25 protein-coding genes and 1 tRNA gene are annotated in these 26,512 nt (G+C 67.2%); 15 read left to right on the top strand and 11 right to left on the bottom strand.

Annotation, left to right across the window (positions count from 1 at the left end; translation table 11 throughout):
* Positions 1 to 109: 109 nt before the first annotated feature.
* Positions 110 to 517, bottom strand: coding sequence for a rhodanese-like domain-containing protein (locus LCHO_RS17505; protein WP_043705755.1), 408 nt, complete (start codon positions 515 to 517; stop codon positions 110 to 112).
* A gap of 86 nt (positions 518 to 603) precedes the next feature.
* Between LCHO_RS17505 and gpmA the strand changes: the two genes are divergently transcribed.
* From gpmA to LCHO_RS22905, 9 genes are all read left to right on the top strand, one after another.
* Positions 604 to 1,347, top strand: coding sequence for a 2,3-diphosphoglycerate-dependent phosphoglycerate mutase (gene gpmA, locus LCHO_RS17500; protein ID WP_012348515.1), 744 nt, complete (start codon positions 604 to 606; stop codon positions 1,345 to 1,347).
* Between the two features lie 77 nt (positions 1,348 to 1,424).
* Positions 1,425 to 1,832 carry a gamma-butyrobetaine hydroxylase family protein gene (locus LCHO_RS17495; protein WP_012348514.1) on the top strand — a complete coding sequence of 136 codons (408 nt, stop codon included), beginning with the start codon at positions 1,425 to 1,427 and terminating at the stop codon, positions 1,830 to 1,832.
* A 73-nt stretch (positions 1,833 to 1,905) separates the two neighbouring features.
* On the top strand, positions 1,906 to 2,637 hold the full coding sequence (ubiE, locus tag LCHO_RS17490) for a bifunctional demethylmenaquinone methyltransferase/2-methoxy-6-polyprenyl-1,4-benzoquinol methylase UbiE (protein WP_012348513.1): 732 nt from the start codon (positions 1,906 to 1,908) through the stop codon (positions 2,635 to 2,637).
* A 275-nt stretch (positions 2,638 to 2,912) separates the two neighbouring features.
* The gene (locus LCHO_RS17485; protein WP_012348511.1) at positions 2,913 to 4,322 is read left to right on the top strand and encodes a TIGR03013 family XrtA/PEP-CTERM system glycosyltransferase; all 1,410 of its coding nucleotides are present in this window, start codon (positions 2,913 to 2,915) and stop codon (positions 4,320 to 4,322) included.
* 223 nt (positions 4,323 to 4,545) lie between these two features.
* Entirely contained in the window at positions 4,546 to 5,187 is a 642-nt protein-coding gene (locus LCHO_RS17480; protein ID WP_012348510.1) for an XrtA/PEP-CTERM system exopolysaccharide export protein, read from the top strand.
* 123 nt (positions 5,188 to 5,310) lie between these two features.
* Positions 5,311 to 6,864, top strand: coding sequence for an XrtA system polysaccharide chain length determinant (locus LCHO_RS17475; RefSeq protein ID WP_012348509.1), 1,554 nt, complete (start codon positions 5,311 to 5,313; stop codon positions 6,862 to 6,864).
* 18 nt (positions 6,865 to 6,882) lie between these two features.
* Positions 6,883 to 7,800: an XrtA-associated tyrosine autokinase gene (locus LCHO_RS17470; RefSeq protein WP_012348508.1), complete on the top strand. Its 918-nt coding sequence runs from the start codon at positions 6,883 to 6,885 to the stop codon at positions 7,798 to 7,800.
* The gene (locus tag LCHO_RS17465) at positions 7,772 to 9,355 is read left to right on the top strand and encodes a TIGR03016 family PEP-CTERM system-associated outer membrane protein (RefSeq protein ID WP_190274817.1); all 1,584 of its coding nucleotides are present in this window, start codon (positions 7,772 to 7,774) and stop codon (positions 9,353 to 9,355) included. The genes LCHO_RS17470 and LCHO_RS17465 overlap by 29 nt, the downstream gene beginning before the upstream one ends.
* Positions 9,356 to 9,365: 10 nt before the next feature.
* Complete coding sequence (locus LCHO_RS22905) at positions 9,366 to 11,861, top strand: XrtA/PEP-CTERM system-associated ATPase (RefSeq protein ID WP_012348506.1); 2,496 nt, start codon at positions 9,366 to 9,368, stop codon at positions 11,859 to 11,861.
* Position 11,862: 1 nt separating this feature from the next.
* Here the strand turns inward: LCHO_RS22905 and ftsY are convergent, their stop codons facing one another.
* The gene (gene ftsY, locus LCHO_RS17455) at positions 11,863 to 12,903 is read right to left on the bottom strand and encodes a signal recognition particle-docking protein FtsY (protein WP_012348505.1); all 1,041 of its coding nucleotides are present in this window, start codon (positions 12,901 to 12,903) and stop codon (positions 11,863 to 11,865) included.
* Positions 12,904 to 13,058: 155 nt separating this feature from the next.
* On the opposite strand from ftsY, the gene rsmD reads away from it, so the two are divergent.
* From rsmD to LCHO_RS17440, 3 genes are read left to right on the top strand one after another with little or no spacing between them, the layout of a single operon-like run.
* Positions 13,059 to 13,721 carry a 16S rRNA (guanine(966)-N(2))-methyltransferase RsmD gene (rsmD, locus tag LCHO_RS17450; protein ID WP_012348504.1) on the top strand — a complete coding sequence of 221 codons (663 nt, stop codon included), beginning with the start codon at positions 13,059 to 13,061 and terminating at the stop codon, positions 13,719 to 13,721.
* A 15-nt stretch (positions 13,722 to 13,736) separates the two neighbouring features.
* Positions 13,737 to 14,237: a pantetheine-phosphate adenylyltransferase gene (gene coaD / locus LCHO_RS17445; RefSeq protein WP_012348503.1), complete on the top strand. Its 501-nt coding sequence runs from the start codon at positions 13,737 to 13,739 to the stop codon at positions 14,235 to 14,237.
* A gap of 49 nt (positions 14,238 to 14,286) precedes the next feature.
* Entirely contained in the window at positions 14,287 to 14,559 is a 273-nt protein-coding gene (locus LCHO_RS17440; protein ID WP_012348502.1) for a YfhL family 4Fe-4S dicluster ferredoxin, read from the top strand.
* Between the two features lie 9 nt (positions 14,560 to 14,568).
* On the opposite strand, the gene pth is transcribed toward LCHO_RS17440, so the two are convergent.
* The 7 genes from pth to LCHO_RS17405 form a co-directional block, all read right to left on the bottom strand.
* Positions 14,569 to 15,210 (bottom strand): aminoacyl-tRNA hydrolase, encoded by a 642-nt coding sequence (gene pth / locus LCHO_RS17435; protein WP_012348501.1) that lies wholly within the window; start codon positions 15,208 to 15,210, stop codon positions 14,569 to 14,571.
* 133 nt (positions 15,211 to 15,343) lie between these two features.
* Positions 15,344 to 15,970, bottom strand: a complete 627-nt coding sequence (locus LCHO_RS17430; protein ID WP_012348500.1) for a 50S ribosomal protein L25/general stress protein Ctc — start codon at positions 15,968 to 15,970, stop codon at positions 15,344 to 15,346.
* Positions 15,971 to 16,037: 67 nt separating this feature from the next.
* Entirely contained in the window at positions 16,038 to 17,000 is a 963-nt protein-coding gene (locus tag LCHO_RS17425; protein ID WP_012348499.1) for a ribose-phosphate pyrophosphokinase, read from the bottom strand.
* A 93-nt stretch (positions 17,001 to 17,093) separates the two neighbouring features.
* A tRNA-Gln gene (locus tag LCHO_RS17420) sits at positions 17,094 to 17,170 on the bottom strand.
* Positions 17,171 to 17,213: 43 nt separating this feature from the next.
* Positions 17,214 to 18,086 carry a 4-(cytidine 5'-diphospho)-2-C-methyl-D-erythritol kinase gene (ispE, locus tag LCHO_RS17415; protein ID WP_043705745.1) on the bottom strand — a complete coding sequence of 291 codons (873 nt, stop codon included), beginning with the start codon at positions 18,084 to 18,086 and terminating at the stop codon, positions 17,214 to 17,216.
* 65 nt (positions 18,087 to 18,151) lie between these two features.
* The gene (locus LCHO_RS17410) at positions 18,152 to 18,748 is read right to left on the bottom strand and encodes an outer membrane lipoprotein LolB (RefSeq protein ID WP_012348497.1); all 597 of its coding nucleotides are present in this window, start codon (positions 18,746 to 18,748) and stop codon (positions 18,152 to 18,154) included.
* The gene (locus tag LCHO_RS17405; RefSeq protein WP_012348496.1) at positions 18,745 to 20,607 is read right to left on the bottom strand and encodes a tetratricopeptide repeat protein; all 1,863 of its coding nucleotides are present in this window, start codon (positions 20,605 to 20,607) and stop codon (positions 18,745 to 18,747) included. The genes LCHO_RS17410 and LCHO_RS17405 overlap by 4 nt, the downstream gene beginning before the upstream one ends.
* Before the next feature lie 74 nt (positions 20,608 to 20,681).
* On the opposite strand from LCHO_RS17405, the gene mutM reads away from it, so the two are divergent.
* The 3 genes from mutM to mutY all read left to right on the top strand — a co-directional run bounded on the left by mutM (position 20,682) and on the right by mutY (position 24,885).
* Positions 20,682 to 21,512 carry a bifunctional DNA-formamidopyrimidine glycosylase/DNA-(apurinic or apyrimidinic site) lyase gene (mutM, locus tag LCHO_RS17400; RefSeq protein ID WP_012348495.1) on the top strand — a complete coding sequence of 277 codons (831 nt, stop codon included), beginning with the start codon at positions 20,682 to 20,684 and terminating at the stop codon, positions 21,510 to 21,512.
* A gap of 137 nt (positions 21,513 to 21,649) precedes the next feature.
* Entirely contained in the window at positions 21,650 to 23,734 is a 2,085-nt protein-coding gene (locus LCHO_RS17395) for a dynamin family protein (protein ID WP_223210460.1), read from the top strand.
* Positions 23,731 to 24,885 carry an A/G-specific adenine glycosylase gene (mutY, locus tag LCHO_RS17390; RefSeq protein ID WP_012348493.1) on the top strand — a complete coding sequence of 385 codons (1,155 nt, stop codon included), beginning with the start codon at positions 23,731 to 23,733 and terminating at the stop codon, positions 24,883 to 24,885. Before LCHO_RS17395 ends, mutY begins: the two co-directional genes overlap by 4 nt.
* A 16-nt stretch (positions 24,886 to 24,901) precedes the next feature.
* Here the strand turns inward: mutY and LCHO_RS17385 are convergent, their stop codons facing one another.
* A complete protein-coding gene (locus tag LCHO_RS17385; protein ID WP_012348492.1) occupies positions 24,902 to 25,531 on the bottom strand; it encodes an LON peptidase substrate-binding domain-containing protein in 630 nt (209 codons plus the stop codon).
* Entirely contained in the window at positions 25,531 to 26,487 is a 957-nt protein-coding gene (rapZ, locus tag LCHO_RS17380; protein WP_012348491.1) for an RNase adapter RapZ, read from the bottom strand. The genes LCHO_RS17385 and rapZ overlap by 1 nt, the downstream gene beginning before the upstream one ends.
* Positions 26,488 to 26,512 lie beyond the last annotated feature (25 nt).

The following is a 26,512-nucleotide window of genomic DNA, read 5'->3' as shown; positions in this document are numbered from 1 at the left end:
TTTGCAGTCATCGGGTCACGAGCCCGACATCCGGACTCATGCCAAAGATACCGATTGTCCGGCCGACGCGGCGATCGCGGCGGCCGGGGTCTCAAAGTCCGTGTGTCGGTCAGGCGGATTTTTCGACCGGCAGATTCGCTTCGCGCCAGGCCGCCAGGCCGCCGGACAGCACGTGGACGCGCTGGTGCCCGAGCTTGGTCAGCGTGCCGATGGCGCGGCTGGCGCGTGTGCCCGTGGCGCACACCACCACCAGCGGCAGCGCCTTGTTGGTCGGCAGGTTCTTGCTCGACTCCAGGTCGGCCAGCGGCACGTTGCGGGAGTTGGCGACATGGCCCGCGGCGTATTCGTCTTTCGTGCAGACGTCGATCACCACCGCCTTTTCGCGGTTGATGAGCTGCACGGCCTGCGTGACGCCGATCGCGTCGGCATCGCCGCCCTTGAGCATCGGCCACATCAGCGCGCCACCGGACACGAGCGCGGCTGCAATCCAATACCAGTTGTCGAGAAGGAAGGTCACGCGGGTGTCCGCCAAACTGGCGTCTAGGAGATGAAGGGGCCGGATTATAGAATTCGGCCCGCCTCATCCACACACGCCTACCTGCCATGTACAAGCTCGTGCTGATCCGCCACGGTGAATCGACCTGGAACCTGGAGAACCGTTTCACCGGCTGGACCGACGTGGAGCTCACGCCCACCGGTGTCTCGCAGGCCCAGCAGGCCGGACGCCTGCTCAAGGAGGGCGGCTACGAATTCGACATCGCCTACACCTCGGTGCTCAAGCGCGCGATCTGGACGCTCTGGCATGCGCTCGACCAGATGGACCGCACCTGGCTTCCGGTGGCGCACAGCTGGCGCCTCAACGAGCGCCACTACGGCGCGCTGCAGGGCCTCAACAAGGGCGACATGGCCAAGCAGTACGGCGACGCGCAGGTGCTGATCTGGCGCCGCAGCTACGACACGCCGCCGCCGGCGCTCGAAGCCGATGACCCGCGCGGCCAGCGCCAGGATGTCCGCTACGCCAAGCTCGACGCCGAGCAGGTGCCGCTCACCGAGTGCCTCAAGGACACCGTGGCGCGGGTGCTGCCGTTCTGGAACGACTCGATCGCGCCGGCCATCCTGTCGGGCAAGCGGGTGCTGATCGCCGCGCACGGCAACTCGATCCGCGCGATGGTGAAGTACCTCGACGGCATCAGCGACGCGGACATCGTCAACCTCAACATCCCCAACGGCGTGCCGCTGGTCTATGAGCTCGATGCCGACCTGAAGCCGATCCGCAGCTATTACCTCGGTGATGCCGAGGCGGTGGCCAAGGCCGCGGCGGCTGTTGCCAACCAGGGCAAGGCCTGAGCCGGACACGCCGTCCGGAACCCAGGACGGCCGCCGCGGCGTTCGATCGACCGACCCTTCAGATGAGTTTTCCCGCCATGACCGAAGTCGCACGCATCCGTCCCACCGCCTTGACGCTGCACCAGCGCACGCGCGTGCTGGCCATCGAGTTCGCTGACGGCAGCGCGTTCGAGCTGCCTTTCGAGCTGCTGCGGATCTGCTCGCCGTCGGCCGAAGTCCAGGGTCATGGCCCGGGGCAGGAGGTCTTGCAGACGGGCAAGCGCATGGTCGAGATCGTCGACGTCGAGCCGGTGGGGCACTACGCGATCCAGCCCCGGTTCAGCGACGGCCACGACACCGGCATCTTCACCTGGGAGTACCTGCACCAGCTCGGTGTCAATCAGGCCCAGGTGTGGAGCGACTACGAGGCGCGCCTGAAGGCGGCAGGCGTGGATCGCGACGCCCCGATGCCGCCGAAGTCCGGCGGCGCGTGCGCCAGCCATTGACGCCTCTTGCACACACTGACGAGCGCACACCCGCTGCGGCTTCGTCGCCAGATTCCTATCGGTTGAGACCTCCATGAGCGACACGCATTTCGGATTCAAGACGGTCGACGAGCGCCAGAAGGCCGATCTGGTTCGAGGCGTCTTCGACTCGGTGGCATCGCGTTACGACGTGATGAACGACGCCATGTCGATGGGCATGCACCGGCTCTGGAAGGCCTACGCGGTCGCTGTTTCAGGTGCGCGGGAAGGCCATCAGGTGCTCGACATCGCCGCCGGCACCGGCGACCTCACGCGGCAGTTCGCGCGCAAGGTCGGGGCCAGCGGCACGGTCGTCCACACCGACATCAACGAGTCCATGTTGCGCACCGGACGTGACCGGCTGCTCGACGAAGGGCTGCAACTCCCGACGGTGCTGTGCGATGCCGAGCGCCTGCCGTTCCCTTCGGCCCGATTCGACATCGTCAGCGTGGCGTTCGGCCTGCGCAACATGACCCACAAGGATGTGGCGTTGGGCGAAATGGCTCGGGTGCTCAAGCCCGGCGGCAAGCTCCTGGTGCTGGAGTTCTCCCGTGTCGCCGAGCCGCTCCGGCGCGCGTATGACTGGTACTCGTTCAACGTGCTGCCACGTCTCGGTCAGGTGCTCACGGGTGATGCGCAGAGCTACCGCTATCTGGCCGAGTCGATCCGCATGCATCCGCCTCAGGCCGAGCTGAAATCGATGATGAAGACGGCGGGTTTCGGGCACGTCGACGTGCACAACATGTCGGCCGGCGTGGTCGCCCTGCATGTCGGCCTGAAGTGCTGAATTCGGTGTCGGTCGCCTTCAAGTTTGCGGGTTCCGGCCCGCAGTCCGCATCGGGCGAGGGCGCTTGCGTGCGTGACATCTGAAAAGAGTGGGCCGGACGACTCACCTCGGCGTCACTACATCACGGAAGGCTGCTGTTGCACGTCGGGATGTATGGCTACACCCACATGGAGGGGTCCTCCGAGCACTTCCACGAACGAGAATTCTCAGACGCAACGACCCAATGTTGCGGGCAAGCCGAATGGCTGCATCGTTTCGCCTGAGGGGGATCACGGATGTTTCGAGTTTTTCAGCACCGCACGTCGGGTACGCACTTCGTCGAGTTGCTCGCAGATGGACTGCTCTGCTTCATCGCCACGTTGTTGTCCGCGATGACCTTGTCGCAGGCGGCTTCCGGTGCTTCAGCGATGGCATCGTTGACGACCCCCAGCGTCTTGCTGTCGGCTTGCGCCTTCGCCCTCGTCATGGCGTTGATGTATTCCTTCGTGGGGCTGTATCGCCATCGCAACCTGGGAATCCTTCCCCTCGTGTTGCGCATCGCCTTCGTGTTTGCGGTCGGCGGCTACATCACCTACCTGGCAATCAAGTTTGTCGACTACGACGGCTATGCGAGCCGTCTGGTGGGTTACTCGCTGGTCTACCTGCTGGCCGGCATGGCGGTCTACCGCGGTGCAGCCTGGATGGTGCGTCGCGCAGTCGGCATCCGTCGTGTCCTGATCGTCGGCAGCGGTGCCGAGGCTCAGCAGGTCTGCACCGATCTGCGCTCGGCGGATCAATGGATCGGTTACGAGGTGGTCGGTTTCTTCCCGTCTGCCGCCGACTCGGCTTCCAGCCGCACTTCGCCGGATGCGCCGACCTTCAACAGTCAGAGCAAGCTGTCCGAACTGGTTCGTGCCCACCGCGTCGACGAGATCATCGTGGCGGTGCGTGAGCAGCGCGGTGGGGGTGTGCCGATGGATCAGTTGCTCGATTGCCGCATTGCGGGCGTGCCGATCCTCGATCTGGCGGGGTTCTACGAGCGCACCAAGGCTGAAGTTCCGGTGGACAGCCTGAAGGCCAGCTGGCTTGTCTACGGTGACGGTTTCGTCCAGGGGCGGGCACGGGAGATCACCAAGCGCGTGTTCGACATCGTCAGTTCGGCCACCTTGCTGGTGCTGGGTGCGCCGCTGATGGCGCTGACCGCGGTCATGATCCGGCTCGACAGCCGTGGCCCGATTCTTTATCAGCAAGAGCGCGTCGGTCTCGGCGGCAAGACCTTCCAGTGCATCAAGTTCCGCAGCATGCGCACCGATGCCGAGAAGGATGGCGTGGCTCGCTGGGCGACCAAGAATGACAACCGCATCACCCGTGTCGGCGCCTTCATCCGCAAGACCCGCATCGATGAGCTGCCGCAACTGTTCAGCGTTCTGCGCGGTGAGATGTCGATGGTCGGTCCGCGTCCGGAGCGTCCGTCGTTCGTGGCGCAGTTGCGGGAACAGATTCCTTACTATGACCTGCGCCACACCGTCAAGCCGGGCCTGACCGGCTGGGCACAGGTGCGCTTCTCGTACGGCGCGTCGTTGGACGATGCGCGTCGCAAGCATCAGTTCGATCTGTACTACGTCAAGAACAACTCCCTGCTGCTCGATCTGCAGGTGCTGATCGAGACCGTCAGCGTGGTTCTTTTCCGAGAAGGCGCACACTGACCGCGCGTTTTCCATCCTCGGTCGACGGCGCACGGGCTCAGGCCCGTGCGCCGTTGTCGTTTCAGGGGCACGTGACCCGAAGTTGATCCGAGCGTGTCTACACCGCGTTCATACTGCACGTCTAGGCCCCGGGGTCGGGGTGTCTCGATGGATCCACACCGACCCCGCGCTACGATCTCGCGTGGTTCTTGGCCCAACCTTGTCTATATCCAGAGGAACAAGCATGAGATTTGATCTGGCACCAATCCGTATGGGGCGCATTCTGGGGCTGTTGCTGGCCAGCCTTTCCGTGGTCGTGGGTCTGGCTGCCTGCGGCACGACGAACAACTATCCGCCCGCACCTCGTGCTGCGGAGACGGTCGGCCATCGCTACAAGATCGGGCCCCTCGACACGCTGAACATCGTCGTCTGGCGCAATCCTGAACTCTCCGCGAACGTGACGGTGCGTCCTGACGGACGGATCTCCACGCCCCTGGTCGATGACGTGCTGGCGGCAGGCAAGAATCCCGCCGATCTGGCGCGTGAAATCGAGCAACTGCTCGCTCGGGTGATCCGCGATCCGGTCGTGACCGTCGTCGTGAGCACCTTCCAGGGCGCATTCGGCGAGCAGATCCGCATCGTCGGCGAGGCGACTCGTCCGCAGAGCGTGCCGTTTCGCCAGAACATGACCATCCTCGACGTCATGATTCAAGCCGGCGGTCTGACCGACTTCGCTGACGGCAACGGCGCCGTTCTGGTGCGGGGCGCGGAAGGCGGCAAGCAGTACAGCGTGCGCCTGAAGGACCTGCTCAAGCGCGGTGACATCTCTGCCAACGTCGACGTCCGACCGGGCGATATCGTCATCGTGCCGCAAAGCTGGTTCTGATCCCGCGTGATCGGCAACGTGGCAGCCCGGTCTGTCTTGTCGGCGGGCCGGTCTGCACGGATGGGTCTGGGTGATGTGTGCACATCACCGAGCATGAACGGTTGATCACAGGTGATATCGGGTATGAATGAATTTTCCAGACAAGCCACGCATCTGGCTCGCAGTGTCTGGCGTTATCGGTGGCTTGCTGTCGCAGTCACGTGGTCGGTGGCGCTGCTCGGAGCGGTCATCGCGTGGGTCGTCCCTGAACGCTACGCTGCCAGTGCGCGCATCTACGTCGACACGCAGACGGTTCTCAAGCCCTTGATGGCCGGCTTGGCCTTTCAGCCTGATATCGACCAGCAGGTGCGCATGATCGGACGCACCCTGGTGACTCGGCCCGCGGTCGAGAACTTGATCAAGAACCCGGTCATCGGCTTGTCGAAAGGCTCTCCCTTGGAGGATGAGCGTCAGGTCGACGCCCTGATGAAGGCGATCAAGGTCGAACTGCAGGGCGGGACGAACATGTACGCGATCAGCTACCGCGACGTCGACAGTGCCCGGGCGCTGAGATTGGTCGAGACGCTCGTCGGCATGTTCATGGATGCCGGGGTCGACAGCAAGCGCAAGGATTCCCAGGAGGCCAGCCGTTTCATCGACGAGCAGATCAAGCTCTACGAGTCGAAACTGGTTGAATCGGAGAACCGCCTCAAGGATTTCAAGTTGCGCAACATGACCGTTGCGTCAACCTCCAATCAGGACTATTTCGCTCGAATGGGGGCACTGACCGACGACATCAATCGCCTGCGTGTGCAACTCAGTGCCGCCGAGCAAGCGCGCGACGCGATGCGGCGGGAACTGGCGTCAGAGGAGCCGCAGCTGCCCTCGGATGCCGCTTCGGCCCAGGCCTCGTACACGCCCGAACTGGACGCGCGCATCGAGACCCAGAAGCGTCAACTCGATGAGATGCTGCGCCGCTACACGGATGTGCACCCGGATGTTCTGACCACGCGCCGGACGATCGCCCAACTCGAGGCGCAGCGGCGTCAGGAGTCCGATACCAAGAGCCGCGCCGAGTCGAGCAAGCCGCGTGTTGCCGCGGCAGCGACCAATCCGGTGTATCAGCGTCTTCGCATCGGGTTTGCCGAGGCCGAAGCCAGTGTGGCTTCGCTGCGGGCTCAACTGGGCACGCAGCAGGGACGATTGGAAGAGATCCGGGCACAAGCCGGTCGCATGCCGCAAGCCGAAGCCGAGCTTGCTCAGCTCAATCGCGACTACGACGTGATTCGCAGGAACTACGAGCAGCTGGTCACTCGCCGCGAGGCTGCATCCTTTGGCGTCAAGATCGACCAGTCCTCGTCTCTTGCCGATTTCCGGCTGATCGAGCCGCCGCGTGTGCTTCCGACAGCGGTTTTCCCGAGTCGAATCCAGTTGGCTGCGGTGGTGATGATCCTGGCGCTGATGGCCGGCATCGGTTCGGCATACGGCATGACGCTGCTCAAGCCGACGTTCTCGTCAGAGCGTGAGCTGCGGGAATTCACCAAGCGTCCCGTGCTCGGTGGACTGAGCCGCATTCAGGATGCGATGGCGCTGGATCTAGAGCGCCACGAAAGATTGCGCATCACCGGTGTCGTGGCATTGTTTGTCACGGTTCATCTCGGTTGGATTGCATTCCTTTTGATGCACTCCGGCAACTGATCAAGAAGGTTACGAGCGATGAGCATCATTGAACAGGCAGCCAAGCGCCTGGAAGAACTGCGCCGTGCCGGGATTGAAGTACCGGTGGTTCCGATGCCGACAGGCGCTCCAGCGGCAGCCGGACGTGCATTGCCGACCCCTCTTCCGGTTGCACCGGCTGAACTTGCCCCCACGGTCAATGCCGATCTGGAGCAGGCGGTTGCGCGGCGCTCGCGCGAGGTCGTCATCGACCTCGCACGGCTCGAGCGAGAGGGTTATCTGGTGCCGTCTCAGGCCAGGTCGAAGCTTGCCGAACAGATGCGCATCATCAAGCGTCCACTGCTGGCCAATGCGAACGGAGACTCCGGCCAGACGATCCCTCGCGCCAACCTGATCCAGGTGGTCAGCGCCATGCCCGAGGAAGGCAAGACCTTTTTTGCCATCAATCTGGCCATGAGCATTGCCATGGAGGTCGATCACCACGTTCTGCTGGTCGATGCCGATGTCCTCCGACCGTCCGTGTTGCGGCGCCTGGGCGTCGAGCCGGCACCCGGTTTGCTGGATGTGCTGCAGTCCAAGGACCTGCCGCTTTCCGACGTGCTGTTGCGTACCAATGTCGAAAAGCTCAGCATCCTGCCAGCCGGTGCGGCCAATCAGAAATCGACCGAACTGCTGGCCAGCGCTGCAATGAGCAATCTGCTGGACGAGTTGGCGGCCAAGTACTCGGATCGCATCATCGTGTTTGATGCACCACCTCTGATTCCCACCACTGAATCCCGGGTGCTCGCTTCTCACGTCGGCCAGGTCGTGATGGTGGTCGAGGCCGAGAAGACCACGCACTCGGTGGTGACGCAGGCCTATGCCGCAGTCGCCCAGTGCCCGGTGGTTCTGTCTGTGCTCAACAAGTGTCAGAACAAGGGAGCGAGTGATGCCTACGGCTATTACTACTCGGCTTGACCTGTCGCGATACCGTGCAGCGTCGGGCCAGGTAGGCCGTATTCTCCGATTGCCGATCGGGCGCGTGATGCTGTGCGCCGTCGTGCTCAATGCAGCCCAGGCTGCTTCGGCTCAGTCGGTGGTCGTGCAGCCGGCTGTGCAGGTCAGAAGCGTGACCACCAACAACGTCTCGTTTGCCGAGGCCGAGGTGGCTCGCTCCGATTCGGTCCTGATCGTCACGCCCAGGCTGGACGTGTTGACGGTCAATCCAGGCTACAGGCTGAATGCTTCGCTCGCCGCGGATGCCGTCACCTATCTCGGGCGCAGTCAGGCAGATCGCCTGCTTCCTCGCGCGCAGGCCGATCTGACGGCGCAACTGGTCGAGCGGTGGCTGTTCGTCGACGGCAGGCTGAGTGCCGACACCACGGCGGGCAATCCATTTGGCGTGCTCGAGGACGAGTCCTCGACGATCTTCAATCGGACCACGGTCTATCGCCAGCGCATCAGCCCCTATGTCGAGCGTGAACTGAGTCCTCGCGAGCGCCTGCAACTGCGCACGGACCACAGCTGGTTCCAGAACCGCAATGCCGGGGGCACGGATACGCGGATCGATACCTATCTGCTATCGCAGCGTGCCAGCTACGAGCTGCGCCCTCAACCGCTGGGACTGCGGGCCGAGTACACGCGAGACTCTTCCGATTACTCGAACCTGCCCGACAGCAGTGTCCTGTTCGAGACTGCGCGACTGAGCGCCATGTACGAGGCCGCACCGCAACTGGTGCTGACACTCACGGCTGGCAGTGATCACGCCCGTTACAGCGGCATCGACCAGCGCGAGACCCTGAGAGGTTTCGGATTGCGTTGGGAGCCATCCGAACGCACGTCAGTCGGCGCCTTGGTCGAGAAGCGGTTCTTCGGTACGGGCTGGGCGGTCAATCTGGCGCATCGTGCTCCTTTCCTGGTTCTCAATGCCGACATGCAGCGTCGATCGACCACCTATGCCGCACAGGTGGCCGCCTTGCCGGCCGGCGGCGATGTGGCGCAATTGCTCGATTCATTGCTCAGCACCCGGATCACCAATCCGGTCGAGCGTGCCACGGCCGTGCAGCAGCTGATCGCGCAACGCGGGTTGCCGGCCACTCTTGCGAGTGCGCTGGACCTGTTCTCGCCCAGCGCCCAGTTGCTCAACTCGGCCAGCCTGTCTGCGGCGCTGCTCGGTGTGCGCCATACGATCACCCTCAGAGGTTTCTACGATCGAACCGAAGACCTGATCGGCGTCAATCCGCCGCCGCTGTTCTCCAGCAATGCACGGCAATATGGCGCGTCGCTCGGCATGACCCGACGCCTGCAGCCCGATGCCACGGCGGATTTCAGCCTCACCCGCAGTCGCGTGGTCGGGTTCGGCACCAACGCCGGCGTGGTCACGAACAATCTCAGCGTTCGCTTCGGCGCCAGCCGCCAGCTTTCACTGCGCACGACCGTGTCGGCGGCGCTGCGTCGCCAGTGGGTCGATTCGACCGCGGTCACCAATGCCAATCAGACCGCCTTGTCGTTCGGTCTGCTCCACCGCTTCTGACGGCGCTTCGATGTACGAGTCCTACTTCGGTTTCCACGGGCAACCGTTTCAGCTCAATCCCGATCCGGCGTTCTTCTTCAACAGCCGGGGTCACGGTCGGGCGCTCGCTTATCTGCAGTACGGCGTCACCCAGTCGGAGGGCTTCATCGTCATCACCGGCGAGATCGGTGCCGGCAAGACGACCCTGGTCCGCATGCTGCTCGAGGGGCTCGACCGCCAGAAGGTCCTGCCTGCCCAGATCGTTAGCACGCAGCTCGAGTCCGGGGAGTTGCTGCAGGCCATCATCACCGCGTTCGGCATCCCGTCGCAGGGGACATCGAAGGCGCACCTGATCGCCACGCTCGAAGCCTTCCTGACCGCGCTGGCCGCACAGGGCCGGCATGCCTTGCTGATCGTCGACGAGGCCCAGAATCTGGATCCACGCGCGGTCGAGGAGCTGCGCATGCTGTCGAACTTCCAGCTCGGCAACAAGGCGCTGCTGCAGAGTTTCCTGGTCGGCCAGCCCGAGTTGCGCCGCCTGCTCGAATCGCCGTCGATGGAGCAGTTGCGCCAGCGTGTCACGGCCTCCTATCACCTCGGGCCGCTCGGCATCGAAGAAACACAAGGCTATGTTCAGCACCGCCTCAAGCACGTGGGCTGGAGTGGCCGGCCCTCGTTCGACGAGGGTGCTTTCGACAGCCTCTTCCGCTGGACGGGGGGCGTGCCGCGCCGCATCAACCGGCTGTGCAACCGTGTCCTCCTGGCCAGCTTTCTGGATGGCACCGATGTCGTGAACGAGGCGCTGGTCGAACGCACGGCACTTGAACTGCGCGAGGAAATCGGCGAATCCGACTTCACGCCGTCGGTCGTTCCGCAGCGTGCGCCTGCCGCGCCGGTCGTTGCACCACGGACCGTCGAGCCTGAACCGATTGCCGCGCCGGCTGTCGATCCGCAGCCCGAGTCGGTAGCCGTGCCCGAGGAGGCCGCTGCTGCCGATTCGACACTCGCCGACATGGCTGTCGAGGCAGCCGAGCTGGCGACGTTGACCGACGCGGATCCCCTGCTGGTCGAACCGGTCGGCGACGATCTGCTCGAAGATGTCGACGCCTTGCTGGCGGTTTCGGCGCGTCAGCTGGCGGTGATCGCCGCACGGGTCCAGGCCGATTCCGCGCTGGATCTCGAATCGGTCGCGAAGCGGGTGATGCTGGAACAGCCGGTCGCGCCGCTGCCCGCCATCGCGGTCGAGCGCACCCAGAGAGCCGGGATGCCGCCTCGATCCGGCGTGGTTCTTTGTGTCGCCGACACGGCCAGCGCGGCGCTCAAGTTCGCGGCCCTGGCCAAGCGCATGGCCGAGCAGGCCGGCGCTGCGCGCATGGTGCTGGTCAATCCGGGTGTCAAGGCGACGGTCTGGCCCTGGGAGCAGATGGAGCGTCTGCTGCCGTCACTTGAAATCGGCCTGCACCTCGGAGCGCCTGCCGGTGCCGACCTCGAGCGTGTTCTGCCGCTGATCTTCGAGCGTTTCGGGCGTGTCCTGGATGAATTCAACCCGCTCGCGGTGCTGACCCTGGGTGACGGTGATGCCCTGCTGGCCAGCGCCCTGTGCGCCCGACGTCGGCATGTCCCGTTGATCCGTGTCGAGGCCGGGCTGCACCATGCCAGCGCCCGGCCGTCGATCAATGGCGCCTTGCTCGACCAGATCGCCGACCTGCTGTTTGCCAGCGCCCGACCGGGTGTCCTGCGTGGCCTGCAGCGCCAAGGCATCGCCGCCGAGCGTGTCTACAGCATCCCGGGCCTGCTGCAGGTCGATGCCCTGGCCGCGGTGTGGAAGGAAGTCAGCACCGCCTATGGCGCCTTCATGCGCCACGGGCTGCCGATCTACCTCGGGCCGACCTGGTCGGAGCATGCCGGAGCCGGCACGCCGTACGTGCTGTGCGGGCTGACCTTCGATCCGAACGATCCGGCCGCGATCGCCGACGCCGTGTCGACCGTGCTGTCCCTGCCGCAGACCGACAAGGTGGTCTGGATCCTCGACCGCTGCGCGACGCCTGCCTTGCGCCTGCTGCTGGCCGATCGCCCCGAACTGGCCGGGCCGGTGGTGCTGGTCGAGGGCGACGGTCCGCGTGGTGCCGAGATGCGCGAGCAGATGGACCAGGCGCGTGTGCTGTGCCGTGAAGTCGATGTGCTGCCCGATCAGCTGAGCATGCTGCGCGGTGCCAGTTGGGCGCTGCTCGAGCCGGGCCAGGTGCTGGTGGATGCGGCCGATCTGCTGAACGTGCCGACGCTGCTGGACATCAACGGCCGTCTCGTCCCTGCCGACGCCATCGCAGGCATGGTGAGCGACGGGGATGACCACGGTGCCGACCCGCGCGACGCCGTTTCAGCCTGGATCGCCGGCATCGAACCCGGGACGGTGCGCGAGTCGCTTGCTGACGGGGGTGGCGCGGTCGAGGTCCTGCAGACCCATCTGTGCGGCTGGATCGGCCGGCAGCAGGCGGCCGTGCCCGCGCCGGTCGCGGTCGCCGCCTGATTCAGTTCAGCAAGGCCTGCGAGAACTCCCGGGCGTCGAAGGTCTGAAGGTCGGCCAGGCTTTCACCGACGCCGATGAAGTAGACCGGCACGGCGCCCAGCCCGCGCGCCTGCCGTTCACGCCCCCACAGCGCGATGGCTGCCAGCACGCCACCCTTGGCGGTGCCGTCGAGCTTGGTGACGACCAGGCCGGTCAGGCCGAGGGCCGTGTCGAAGGCCTTGACCTGTGCTAGCGCGTTCTGGCCGGTGTTGCCATCGACCACCAGCAGCACTTCGTGCGGCGCGCCCGGCATGGCCCGGCCGATGCTGCGGTGGATCTTGCGCAGCTCCTCCATCAGATGCAGCTGGGTGGCCAGCCGTCCGGCGGTGTCGGCGATGACGACGTCGCAGCCGCGCGCGCGGCCGGCCGAGATGGCGTCGAAGCAGACGGCGGCCGGGTCGCCGCCCTCCTGGCTGACGATCTCGACCTGATTGCGGTCGGCCCACACCGCCAGCTGCTCGCGCGCGGCGGCCCGGAACGTGTCGGCGGCGGCCAGCAGCACCTTGCAGTTGGCCTCGGCCAGGTTGCGCGTGAGCTTGCCGATGGTGGTGGTCTTGCCGGCACCGTTGACACCCGCCACCATGATCACCGTGGGCTGCTGGGCATCGACCTTCAGCGTGCCCTGGAGCGGCGTCAGCAGGTCGGTCAGCGCATCGGCCAGCAGGGCCTTGACGGCGCCCGGGTCGGTGGTGCGGGTCTCCTTGACCCGGCGCTTGAGGTCGTTGAGCAGAAACTGCGTGGCGCCGACCCCGGCGTCGGCGACCAGCAGCGCGGCTTCCAGGTCTTCGTAGAGCGCATCGTCGATCTGCGTGCCGGTGAACACCTGGGCGATCGACGAGCCGGTGCGGCGCAGGCCCTGCTTCAGGCGGTTCAGCCAGCCGCCGCGGTTCTCGACGGCGGCGGGTGGCGGTGCGCTGACGACCTCGACGGCCGGCGATTCCGGGGTCACGGGTGCCACCGTCGGCGGCGGCGGGGTTGCCTTGCGGCGCAGGAAACTGAACATGGGGCAGGCGCGCAGGCGTGCGCGCAAGGAGAAGATCGATGGGCCGGCGAAGGGCTCGCGAGGCGGTCGCGCCGATTGTAGGCAGTGCGCCTCGTGGCGCCGCGACCGCTGCGGCGCGGTTTTCGGGGGCGGCGCCCGGTTTCTACAATCCGGCCATGAGCAATCCGCGTTCTCGACGTTCCGACCCCAGCCCGGCGCCACGCACGGCTGCCCCATCCGCCGGCGAGGTGCGCCTGATCGGCGGGCGCTGGAAGCGCAGCAAGTTGCGTTTCACGGCCCGGCCCGGCCTGCGCCCCACGCCCGACCGGGTGCGCGAGACGCTGTTCAACTGGCTCGGCCAGTCGCTCGACGGCTGGAGCGTGCTCGACGCCTTCGCCGGCAGCGGCGCGCTCGGCTTCGAGGCGGCTTCGCGTGGTGCGAGCCGGGTTCGCATGCTGGAACTCGATGCCGTGCTGGTCCATGAACTGCAGGCCACGCGCGACCGCCTGGGTGCCGACACGGTGGACGTGCTGCGCACCGATGCGCTGGCCTGGATGGGCGAGCAGAAGGAGGCGAGCTTCGACCTCATCCTGCTCGACCCGCCTTTTTCGCTCGATCTCTTTGCCGCTGCACTCGCGCAGGCCGTGCACCTGCTGCGGCCGGATGGCTGGATCTACCTCGAGGCCGACCGCGCATTCGGCGAGGAAGCGCTGGCCGGGATGGGGCTGCGCATTCGCCGCATCGGCTGCGCCGGCATGGTGCACTTCCACCTGCTGGAGCGGCTTGCGATGTCAGTGAACGATTACACTGATCCGCCCCTGTCCCTTCCAACCGACTGACGCGAGGAGCCCTTCTTGACCCCGGTGACGCAGGAACTCACAGCCATCTATCCCGGCACTTTCGACCCGATGACGCTGGGCCACCAGGATCTGATGCGCCGCGCCAGCCGGCTGTTCAGTCGCCTGATCGTCGCCGTGGCCGCAGGGCATCACAAGCGCACGATGTTCAGCGTCGAGGAGCGGCTGGAGATCGCGCGGGAACTGGCGGCCAAGTACCCCAATGTCGAGGTGGTGGCGTTCCGCGGCCTGTTGCGCGATTTTGTCGTCGAGCACGGTGGCAAGGTGGTCGTGCGCGGCCTGCGTGCCGTCAGCGACTTCGAATACGAGTTCCAGATGGCCGGCATGAACCGCCAGCTGATGCCCGAGGTGGAAACCCTGTTCCTGACGCCGAGCGATCAGTACCAGTTCATCAGCGGCACCTTCGTGCGCGAGATCGCGGTGCTGGGTGGCGACGTGTCGAAGTTCGTGGCGCCGTCGGTGCTCGAGCGCCTGCAGCGTCGCGTCACCCAGAAATGAGGAGCGGCCTGATGCCTGCGCTCGCCGCTGGCTCGCACGGGAGACATCCATGGCGCTGATCATCACCAGCGAGTGCATCAACTGCGACGTCTGCGAGCCCGAGTGCCCGAACCAGGCGATCTCGATGGGCGAGGACTATTACGTCATCGACCCGGCGCGCTGCACCGAATGTGTCGGCCATTTCGGCGAACCGCAGTGCGTGCAGGTCTGCCCGGTCGAGTGCATTCCGGTCGATCCGGCACATGTCGAGACCCACCAGCAGCTCGAGCGCAAGTACGTGATGCTGCAGGCGGCGCAAGGCAGCACCGTCTGCGCATCTTGACGCCGGCCATCAGGCCGACGGTTCGGTGGGCGGCACCGGCGCGCCTGGTGCGGTGACGGGGCGTGGCGGTTTGGGCCGCGGCGGCTTGGCATGCATCTGCATCATCGCGGCCGGCATGTCGGCGCCCAGCATGCGGTCGACGGCATCCAGCGACCGATCGATGCAGGCCTCGATCGCCTCCCGTTCTGCTGACGGCGGCTTGCGCAGCACGTAGGCGGCCACCTCGGCCTTGACCCCCGGGTGCCCGATGCCCAGGCGCAGGCGCCAGAACTCCGGGTTGCCGAGCTGGGCCTGGATGTCCTTCAAGCCGTTGTGACCGGCTGCGCTGCCGCCCTGCTTGAGCTTCATCTGGCCGGGCAGCAGATCCAGTTCGTCGTGCACGACCAGGATCTCGGCCGGCTCGATCTTGAAGAAGCGCGCCAGCGCCGCGACCGACTTGCCCGACAGGTTCATGTAGGTCATCGGCTGCAGCAGCCAGACCGGCGTGCCGCGCTGGGTGCAGCGCGCCATCAGGCCGTGGTAGCTGCGGTCGGGCTGGAGCTGGCAGTTCCAGCGTCGGGCCAGTGCATCGGTCCACCAGAACCCGGCGTTGTGGCGCGTGGCCTCGTACTCGGGGCCCGGGTTGCCGAGGCCGACGAAGAGTCGAATCATGCGGACATCCTGATCAGGTCGGTGCGCTCCGAATGCGCGTCAATGGTATGGCGGGCCGGCCCAGAAAGTGAAAAGCCCCGCGCGGGCGGGGCTGGGTTCGAACCGGTTGCAGGCAACAGCGGTCTGAGCAGTCTTATTTCTTGCCCTTGCCCTTGCCCTTGGCAGGTGCTTCGACCGGTGCGGCAACGATCACTTCTTCTTCGACGATCGGCACCACGGTCGCGACGACCGGGTTCTTGCGGCCGTGGGTCACGACCTTGATGCTGGCTTCGAGCTTGAGGTCGTCGACGTGCAGCGACTGACCCTTGCTCAGGCCGCCGAGGTCGACGGTCAGGAACTCGGGCAGCTTCTCGGCCAGGCACTCGATCTCAAGTTCGCTGACCACGTGATTGATCAGGCACTTGTCGAGCTTGACGGCCTGCGACTCGGCTTCGTTGACGAAGTGCAGCGGCACCTTCTTCTTGATGCGGGTGGTTTCGTCCACGCGCTGGAAGTCCACGTGCAGCACCAGTTGCTTGAATGCGTGCATCTGCAGGGCGCGCAGCACGACCTTTTCGGACTGGCCGGCCAGTTCCATCTCGAGGATGGACGAGTGGAAGGCTTCCTTCTTCAGCGCGTGGTACAGCGCGTTGTGATCGAGTTCGATCGAGGTCGGCTTGCCCGAGCCACCGTAGACGATGCCCGGCACCTTGCCGCCGTGGCGCAGGCGGCGGCTCGCTCCGGTCCCCTGCAGCTCACGAGCGAATGCGACGAATTTCATTTGGATTCTCCAGAATGGAAGGGCCCCGCGACCAGGTACCCGGGTGGTGGCGGCAAACGCCGCCGGATCAGAAATTGTTGTTCTGTTCGGCGAACAGCGACGTCACCGATTCGCCATCCGAGATGCGGCGGATGGTCTCGGCGAACAGGAAGGCCACCGACAGCTGGCGGATCTTCTTGGACTGCCTGGCCGTGCCGCGCAGGGGGATGGTGTTCGTGATGACGACTTCGTCGAGATGCGAGCTCTCGATGCGGTCGAGCGCCGGGCCCGAGAACACCGGGTGCGTGCAATAGGCGTACACGCTCTTGGCGCCGCGCTCCTTGAGCACCTCGGCGGCCTTCACCAGCGTGCCGGCGGTGTCGATCATGTCGTCCATGATCACGCAGTTGCGGCCGTCGATGTCGCCGATGATGTGCATCACCTCGGACACGTTGGCTTTGGGGCGGCGCTTGTCAATGATGGCCAGATCACAGCCGAGCTGCTTGGCCAGCGCGCGTGCGCGCACCACGCCACCGACGTCGGGCGACACCACCACCAGGTTCTCGTAGCTCTTGGACTTGAGATCCGACAGCAGCACCGGCGAGGCGTAGATGTTGTCGACCGGGATGTCGAAGAAGCCCTGGATCTGGTCGGCGTGCAGGTCCATCGTCAACACGCGGTTGACGCCAGCGGCCTCGAGCATGTTGGCCACGACCTTGGCGCTGATCGGCACCCGCGTCGAGCGCGGCCGGCGATCCTGGCGTGCATAGCCGAAATAGGGCATCACGGCCGTGATGCGCCCGGCCGAAGCGCGCTTGAGGGCGTCGACCATCAGCAGCAGCTCCATGATGTGCTCGTTGGTCGGCGCGCAGGTCGGCTGGACCACAAAGACATCACGTGCACGCACGTTCTGCTGGATTTCGATGGTGACTTCGCCATCCGAGAAACGACCGATGCTGGCTTTACCCAGTTCGATGTGCAGGTCGGAGGCAATTTCCTGGGCGAGCGCCGGGTTGGCGTTGCAGGTGAAGAGAACGGTGTCGGCGAGCATGCTCGTGGTCCTGTGATGGTCGAGTGGCCGAAATCAGCGTGAGATCAAAAAACAGGCGCCTCGCCGGAAGCCAGCGGGCGCCTTCAGATGATTTGGCAGGGGAGGAAGGACTCGAACCCTCGCATGTCGGAATCAAAATCCGATGCCTTGACCAACTTGGCGACTCCCCTACACAGGACTGTTCTTGCGAACAGACCTTGAATTCATTGCGATTCAGTCCTTGGACCATCCCGACAAGGGATGATCATCCAGACCGTGGCACCAGCGCGCTGTCCAGGTTTGCGGCAATGTCGCCAAGACTTGCTGCCAACCTTCAGACTTTGCGCTTGCACCGGGCGCGAGCCCCGCACAAGCAAACACGGCGCTTCCTGATCCACTCATGCGGCTTGCGCCGACATGGTGTTCCAGCAAGCTCAGTGCTTGGCTGACTTCGGCGCTGTGCGCTTGCGCGCTGCGCTGCAAATCATTTTTGCCAAACGACTTTGTGTCTGCAAGAAAGTCCGCAACTATAGCGGGCGAAGTGTCCCTTGACAAGAGGGGGCTCGAAAAAATTGCAGCGGTCGGGATCGCGACCTCGGGTTTCACCACAGCATAAGCGGCGCCGGGCAGCTCGATCGGCGTGAGTTTCTCGCCGATGCCTTCCACCCAGGCATTGCGTCCGCCGACAAAAAACGGCACGTCAGCACCCAGTTGAAGGGCCAGGGTCGCAAGCTGCTCTCGTGACCAGTCCAGTCGCCACAGACGGTTGAGTCCGATCAGCGTGGTGGCCGCATCCGAGCTGCCGCCGCCGAGGCCCGCGCCCCATGGCACCTTCTTGTCGATGCTGATGTGCACGCCCAGGGGGGTGCCGCTGGCGGTCTGCAGGGCCCGTGCGGCGCGCAGGCACAGATCGTCGGCCGGCAGTGCGGGGCCGAGATCGCTGCGGCTGATCTGGCCGTTGCGACGCAATTCGAGATGCAGGGTGTCGCACCAGTCGATCAGCCGGAAGACCGATTGCAGGAGGTGATAACCGTCGGCTCTGCGCCCGATGACATGCAGGAACAGGTTGAGCTTGGCCGGGGCCAGCAGGTCGTAGAGCGCTGTGATCATCGGTGTGGCGGGCGCCCCGGTGTGGTGGCCGGCTGCCGCGTGGTGTTTCGTGATGCCCTCGGTCAGGGCGTGTCGAGCTTGGCGCGGACCGTCACCCGCGGTGACGGCTGCTCGCGCACGGCGACGATCAGGCCGTCCTGCTGGCGCTCGAGCTGCACGTCCCAGCCCAGCTGGCGAAAGCCGACGCGACCCGCGTCGGCCAGCGGGCTGTGGGCCGCCGCCGACCACGGGCGGCCATCGAGCCAATCGAACAGGGCGGCGATCGGCAGGGCCTGTCCCATCAGGTCTTCCGCCATCGCGTCGAGGCTGTCGTACTGCCGCAGGCCGTCGCTGCCGAGCAGGCGCACCGATTGCCTCGGCGCCCACTCCGCGCGGCCGATCTGGGTGCCCAGCGGATTGCTCAAGGCCATCCAGCCGTGGTGCGCATCGCCACGCAGTTCGAAGGATGCGCTGAAGGATCGCTGCTCGTCGCCGTCCACCTTCACGCCCAGCCGACCGGCAAACTGCGCACCCGCCACCGGCGTGCTCGGGGTCAGGCTCTGGCAGGCCGTCAGGCCGCACAAGGCCGCCGCCAGCAGGGTGGCCCGGGCCAGCTTCTGCGCTGCCGACCGGATCGGCCGCGCCGGTGCTTCCCGGTTGATCGAGCCCGGTGCGCTCACAGCCGGACCTTGAGCCGCGCCAGGGTTTCGGCGAGCACCTCGTTGTTGGCGTCACGTTCCTGGCCGGCGCGCCAGATCTGGCGTGCCTCGTCGTGCTGGCCCAGCGACCAGAGCACCTCGCCCAGATGCGCGCCGATCTCCACGTCGGGCCGCTGGCCATAGGCGCCCCGCAGCAGCACCAACGCTTCCTGCACGCGCCCCATGCGGAACTCGATCCAGCCCAGGCTGTCGGTGATGAACGGATCGCCGGGCGCCAGCTCCAGCGCCTTGGCTACGAGCTGGCGCGCCTCGGCAAGGCGCAGGCCCCGATCGGCCAGGCTGTAGCCCAGGGCGTTGTACGCATGCTGCTGATCCGGCTTGATGGCGATCACCCGGCGCAGCAGCTGCTCCATCTCGTCGAAACGCAGCAGCTTTTCCGCCAGCAAGGCCTGTTCGTAGAGCAGGTCCGGATCGTCGGGCAGTGCGCCGTTGGCGGCCACCAGCACCTCGTAGGCGGCCTGCCATTGCCTGGCGTCACGCAGGAGCTGGGTCTCGCCCATGACCTTGGCGCGCCTGTCGTCGGCGGTCTGCTCGGGCAGGGCGCGAACCAGTGCGCGTGCGTCGTCGAGCTTGCCCTGGCGCGCCAGCAGGGAGGCGCGCCGCAGCACCACCGCGGACGAACTCGGGTTGTTGCCGAGCCGTTCGAGCCACTGCTGCGCGGCGGCATAGTCTTTCAGCTGTTCGCTTGCCTGCGCGAGCATCAGGTAGGCCTGATTGCGTTCCTGCTCGTCACCGGCCTGATGGGTCGCGGCAGTTTCCTCGACGTCCTCGTCATCGTCGGCAGCGACCGCCTTGTCCTTCAGTTCCAGAAATCGCGTCAGCGATCCACGCGCGGCCTCGGTCTGTGCCAGCTCGATCTGCAGCGCGCCCTGCATCAGCCAGGCGGGCGCGAATTCGGGTTCCTTGGCGATGATGGCCTGGGCGGTGGCCAGCGCCTCGGGGTAGCGCTGCGCGGCGGTCAGGCGGCGGGCATGGATCAGCCGCAGGGGCGCGCTGGCTTGTGGCGTCTTCACGTAGGCCTGCACCAGCTGTTCGGCACGCGGGTCCTGGCCGAACAGCTCCAGGCCGACCAGCGCGGCGGTTTCGGCGCCCGGCTCCACGCGCTGCGCCTCCTGCGCCAGCGTCAGGGCCCGGCCGTTGTCGGCTGCCGCCAGCCAGGCGCGCGATGACGCGAGCAGGGCGCTGGCGCGGGTCGCACCCTGATCCTTCCAGGGCTTGAGGACTTCGTCGACCGCACCGGCCGCGGCGGCGGCCTTGTCGCCGCGCACGACCAGCCCGGCCAGGGCCGAGATCGTGCGTGCGCGGTCGGCCGCCGGCGTGAGTTCGATCAGCGCGCGCATCGGCTCGCGGGCGTCCTGCGGCCGGCCCAGCGCCATCAGCACCTGCGCCTGCAACTCGGCCGCCATGCGCGACTTGGGCAGCGTCTGGCGCCACTGCTTGAGCGCGGCCAGCGCCTGCTCGGGCGCGCGGCCCCCGATGGCCATGTCGACCGCGCGCTTGTACAGCCGGTCGTCGCGGGTGCGCCGCGCCGCGTCGAGCATCACCTGGTAGGCGATGCCGGGCTCGCCGCGGCGCAATTCGAGTTCGCTGATGAAGAGCTGGTAGAACGTCTCGGCGTCGAGCGCCGAGTTGTTCACGGTGGCCTGCGGCCCGGTGGCCGGCCGAACCTGCGCGCAGGCCGGCGTGGCGAGCACCGCCAGCACGATCGACGCGCTGGCGAGCCAGCGTGGCAAACCCGTCTTGTCGATGCCCGACTGGTGCGGCGGCCCGATGTGGCGATTCGATGGGGCCGTGCAGGACGGGCTGACAGACAGGCGCATGAGACGGACTCCAAGCATCAATTCATTCTAGGCGGCGCCTCCGGACGGGCGAGCCGGGCTCAGATAATCCATTCATGCCTGAATTGCCGGAAGTCGAAGTCACGCGCCTCGGTCTGGTCGACCGCATCGGCGGCGCCACGGTGCGCGCCCTGCAGCTGGGCAAGCCGCTGCGCTGGCCGATCGGCGTGGCGCCGCAGCAGCTGGCGGGCCAGCGCATCGGCGAGCTGGCGCGGCGCGGCAAGTACATCTGGATGCCGCTGCAGGACGGCAGCACGCCGGCCGGTGGCCTGCTCTGGCATCTGGGCATGTCGGGCTCGCTGCGCTTCGAGGCGCAGCTGCCGCCGCCCGGCCCGCACGATCACGTCGAGCTGGTCACCGACCGCGGCAGCCTGCGCCTGACCGACCCGCGCCGCTTCGGCGCAGTGGTCTGGTCGCCGTCGCTCCAGGCCGGCTGCGCCGCCAGGCTGCTCGGCGGGCTGGGTGTCGAGCCGCTCGAGGACGGCTTCACCGCCAGCGTGCTGCACCAGGGTCTGCGCGGGCGTCGGGTGGCGATCAAGCAGGCGCTGCTGGCGGGCGACATCGTCGTCGGCGTGGGCAACATCTATTGTTCCGAGGCGCTGTTCGTGGCCGGCATCGATCCCCGACTGGCGGCGCAGCGCCTGAGCCTGGCGCGCTGCGAGCGGCTGGTCCAGGCGATCCGCCAAGTGCTGCGCCAGGCGCTGATGGCGGGCGGTTCGACGCTGCGCGACTTCCGCGATGCCCACGGCATGGGCGGCGCATTCCAGCTCCAGGCGCAGGTCTACGATCGCGCCGATCAGCCGTGCCGGCGCTGCGGCGCGCTCGTGCGCCGCATCGTCCAGGGCCAGCGTGCAACATATTTCTGTCCGGTTTGCCAGCGCCGTTGACCCACCGGCCGTGACAGCCTTGGCGTTTCAAGGCGTTGCCGGCCAGGGGGGCTGCGATACCATGAACTTTGGCCGTCTAGCAGGGATCAGGCATGCCCACGTTTGAACATCCGTCCGAGCTCCCCCAAGAGCCTTTTGTGCGCAGCCTCGATGCCATGGGCAACTGGCGCGCCGAACTCGAAGAGCGGGTGCGCGATCTGGTGCGCTTTCTGCGCGAGCACGCGCTGCTCGACGAATCGGCCAACGACCTGCTCGATTCGCTGCGCCAGCGTCTGGCCGGCGAAAAGCTGGTGGTCGCCTTCGTCGCCGAGTTCTCGCGCGGCAAGTCGGAGCTGATCAACGCGATCTTCTTCGCCGACGCGGGGCGCCGCATCATGCCGGCCACGCCGGGCCGCACCACGATGTGCCCGGTCGAGCTGGGCTGGGACGCCGACGAGTCGCCCGGCCTGTCGCTGCTGCCGATCGACACCCGGCTCGATGGTGCCTCGCTGTCCGAGCTGCGCGGCCAGCCGCGCGCCTGGGTGCGTCAGCCGATCGACATCAAGGATCCGGAAGCCTTCGCCCGCGCGCTGACCGCCGTGATGGGCACGCGCGGCGCCAGCGTCGACGAGGCCCGCGCGCTCGGGTTCTGGAACGACGAACAGCTCGCCGACAACCCGCCGATGTCCGACGACGGGCTGGTCGAGATCCCGCTGTGGCGCCACGCGCTGATCAACGTGCCGCACCCGCTGCTCAAGCGCGGCCTGGTGGTGATCGACACACCGGGGCTCAACGCCATCGGTGCCGAGCCGGAACTCACCGTCGGCCTGCTGCCGAGCGCCCACGTGGTGGTGTTCGTGCTCGGCGCCGACACCGGCGTCACCAAGTCCGACCTCGAGATCTGGCGCGACCACCTGGCCTCGCAGGCGCTGACGCGCTACGTGGTGCTCAACAAGATCGATGCGCTGTACGACCCGCTGTCGAGCATCGAGCTCAACGAGGCGCAGATCGCCAGGCAGTGTGCGCAGGTCGCCAAGACGCTGGAGATGCCGAGCTCGCGCGTCTTCCCGCTGTCGGCCCGCCAGGCGCTCGAGGCGCGGGTCGAGGGCAACGCCCGTCTGCTGGTCGACAGCCGCCTGCTGGCGCTCGAGCAGGCGCTGGCGCAGCAGCTGCTGCCGCAGCGCCGCGCGGTGTTCGAGCAGCTCACGCTCGAGGCGCTGGCGGTGGTGCAGCAGTCGACCGTTCGCAACCTGACCGACCTGCGCCGCCACCTGGCCGAGCAGCTGTCCGAACTGCGCGGCCTGCGTGGCAAGAACAGCAGCAAGGTGCAGCTGATGCTGCAGCGCGTGAGCGCCGAGACGGTCGAGTTCGAGCAGTGCACCACCCAGCTGCAGGCGCTGCGCGCGGTGCACACCCGCATGCTCAAGGACCTGCTGCAGTGCCTGGCGGGCGAGCCGCTGCGGGTGCAGGTCGAGGGCATGATCCGCTCGATCCGCGAGTCGCTGCTCAAGCTGGGGGCGCGGCGCTCGTTCACCCAGCTGTTCGCCGATCTGCGCAGCATGCTCGACGAGGCGCAGAAACGCGGCCAGGACATCCGCGACATGCTGGCCGCCTCGTTCACCCGCCTCAACACCGAGTTCGCCTTCAGCCTGGTGCCGGCGCCGACGCCGGACCTGTCGCGCTTTCGTGACGACCTGGCGCTGATCGAGCGCAACTACATCCAGTACCTCGGCCTGACGCAGGCGATGCGGCTGGCGCAGCCGCGGTTCCTCGAGCAGTTCCGCCGCATGCTGATGTCGCGCCTGCGGGTGGTGTTCGAGAGCGCATCCAGCGAGATCGAGCTCTGGAACCGCACCGCCTCGGCGCAGGTCGACGGCCAGTTGCGCGAGCGCCGGCGCGCCTTCAAGCGCCGCCGTGAATCGCTCGAACGCATCCAGGCGGCTTCGGCCGAACTCGAGACCCGGCTGGGTGAACTCGAGCAGCAGGACGAGCGGCTGGCCCACATCGAGGCCGGCCTGGCCGCGCTGTTCGAGGGCGCCCGCCGCTCGGCCACGCGGCGCGAGTTCCTGCACGTCGGTGGTGACACGGTCACGACCTCCACCCTGCAGGCGCTTGCGCCCGCTGCCGTGGCACGGCCGAGCGAGCCGGTGTCGATGCTGGCGCTCAACCAGGCGTTCGTCGGCAGCGCGCCGGCCAGCCCCGGCGACCGGCCCGATCTGGGCACACACGTGATCCAGGTTTGAGCCGCGCCGCCACGGCCGAGCTGCCATCCATCGCCGCCGATCTGGTGCGCTGGCAGCGCCAGCACGGCCGCCACGGCCTGCCCTGGCAGGCCAGCCGCGACCCGTATCGCGTCTGGCTGTCCGAGGTCATGCTGCAGCAGACCCAGGTTGCCACCGTGCTCGGTTACTACGAGCGCTTCCTGCAGCGCTTTCCCGACATCGCCGCGCTCGCCGCCGCGCCGCTCGACGACGTGCTGGCGCTGTGGAGCGGCCTGGGCTACTACAGCCGCGCGCGCAACCTGCACCGTTGCGCGCAGGTGGTGGTGGCCGAACACGGCGCTGCGCTGCCGCGCCGTGCCGAGCAGCTGGTCGAGCTGCCGGGCATCGGCCCCTCGACCGCCGCCGCCATCGCCTCGTTCTGCCACGGCGAGCGGGTCTCGATCTTCGACGGCAACGTCAAGCGCGTGCTCGCGCGGCTGCTGGCGTTCGAGGGCGACCTGGCCCAGGCGGGCGCGGCCAAGGTGCTGTGGGCGCAGGCCGACCGGCTGGTGCCGACCGACGCCGCCGACATGCCGGCCTACACCCAGGGCCTGATGGACCTGGGCGCCACGGTCTGCACGCCGCGCGATCCGCAATGCCCCGCCTGCCCGCTGCAGCGCGCCTGCCGCGCGCATGCCGCCGGGTCGGTCCTGACCTATCCGATCAAGTCGCGCAAGCTCAAGCGCAGCCGGCGCGAGAACTGGTGCCTGTGGCTCAGCCTGGGCGACGCGGTCTGGCTGCAGCAGCGTCCCGACACCGGCATCTGGGCGGGGCTCTGGGCCTGGCCCTTGTTCGACGACACCGACGCGGTCGAGCGCCTGACGGCGCAGCTGCTCGCCGCCCTCGGCGGCCATGCCGAGCGGCTGCAGGCGAACCGCCTGCCCGGCTTCGTGCACGTGCTCACGCACCTCGACTGGACGCTGCACCCCTGCCGCCTGCACCTGCCGGCGCCGGTGGTGCTGCAAGCCCGTGAGCCCGGCGGGGGTGACGGGGAACGCGGTGACGGCCCGCTCGAGCGCCTCGATGCCGTGCTGAATCAGCAGCTCGGTGCCGGCCGCTGGCACGCTGCAGCCGATCTGCACCGGCTCGGACTGCCGGCGCCGCTGCGCAAGGTGCTGCTCGATATCACCTGACGATCGGGCCCGAAATTCAGGCGTCGACGATGCCGTGACGGCACAGGAAGTCGTTGACCAGCTGCAGCCGGGCGTGCGGGTCGGGCAGGGCCATCAGCTTGTGGCGCGTGGCCAGCGGGATCGGCAGGATCTCGCACCAGCGGTTGGCGACCCAGCCGGCGTCGTCGTAGCAGTAGGGCGCCTGGAACGGGTGCTGGCCGCGCTGGTCGAGCGCCGCCACCGCACGCCCGAGCGCCAGCACGGCGCCGTGGGATTCGGGTCGCGGCGCCTGCGTGATGTCGTCGGCCAGCAAGGTGGCGTGGCCGGCCAGCCAGAGCCCGTCGGCGCGCTGCAGCGTCTGCTCGGGCTCGAAGCGGCGCCCGCCGATGCAGCGCACCTGCAGGATGCCGGGCTGGTCGCTGTCGCAGCTCTGCAGCGTGGCCAGGCAGCCGACGCGCTCGAACTTGACGCTGTCGCCGGGGCGGCGCACTTCGCCGCCCTGCATCAGCGTGACGACGCCGAACGGCGAACCCTCGCGCAGGCAGGTGCTGATGAGGTCGAGGTAGCGCACCTCGAACACCTTCAGCGCCAGCACGCCGCGCGGGAACAGCACCGTGCCGAGCGGAAACAGCGGCAGATCGTGCAGCACCGCCGGGTCGGGTGTCATCACAGCACGGCTTCGCGTGCTTCGATCTCGCGGTGCCGCACGAGGGTCGGCACGCGCTCGCGGAAGCGCTGCGCCAGCTGTTCGGCGCCGTAGACCGAGCGGTGCTGGCCGCCGGTGCAGCCCAGCGCCACCGTCAGGTAGCTGCGCTGGTCCATCGCGTAGCTGGGCAGCCAGCGCAGCAGGAACCCTTCGATCTGCGCCAGCATCTCGGCCGCTTCGGGCTGCGCGTGCATGAAGTCGATCACGCCGGCATCGCGGCCGTTGAGCGGGCGCAGCTCGCGCACGTAATGCGGGTTGGGCAGCACGCGAAGGTCGAACACCAGATCGGCGTCGCGCGGCACGCCGTGCTTGAAGGCGAACGACTCGAACACCAGCGTCAGCGACGAATGTGCCGCGCCGACGAGCTGGCGCACCCAGGTGCGCAGCTGGGCCGGGCGCAGGTCGCTGGTGTCGATCACGGTGCTGACCTCGCGCAGCGAGGCGAGCAGCTCGCGCTCGTGCTCGATCGCGTCGATCAGCGCCGAGCGGGTCTGGCCCTGGTCGTCCTGCCGGCTCGACAGCGGGTGGCGGCGCCGCGTCTCGGAGAAGCGCCGCACCAGCGTGTCCGAGCGCGACTCGAGGAACATCGGCAGGATGCGCGTGCCCTCGCGGCGCAGCTGGTCGACCAGCGGCAGCAGCTTGGGCAGCGACGCGGCGTTGCGCACGTCCACCGCCACCGCCACCTTGCGCACCGCCTGGGCGCGCTGCAGACGGATGAATTCCGGCAGCAGCTCGGGCGGCAGGTTGTCGACGCAGAAATAGCCGGCGTCCTCGAGCGCGTTGAGCGCGACCGACTTGCCGCCGCCCGAGATGCCCGAGATCAGGATCACCGGCTCGGGCAGCGCAGCCAGCTCGGCCGCGGTGGCGCCGGGCACGTGGGTCGGGATGGGCGGCAGGTAGGGCGGTCGGGAGCTCATGGCGTGGGGTGTGTTGGCAGTTCGG

Source organism: Leptothrix cholodnii SP-6 (assembly GCF_000019785.1).
Lineage (GTDB): Bacteria > Pseudomonadota > Gammaproteobacteria > Burkholderiales > Burkholderiaceae_C > Sphaerotilus > Sphaerotilus cholodnii.
Note: the sequence above shows the minus strand (reverse complement) of the source record. Positions and strands in the feature narration are given on the sequence as shown.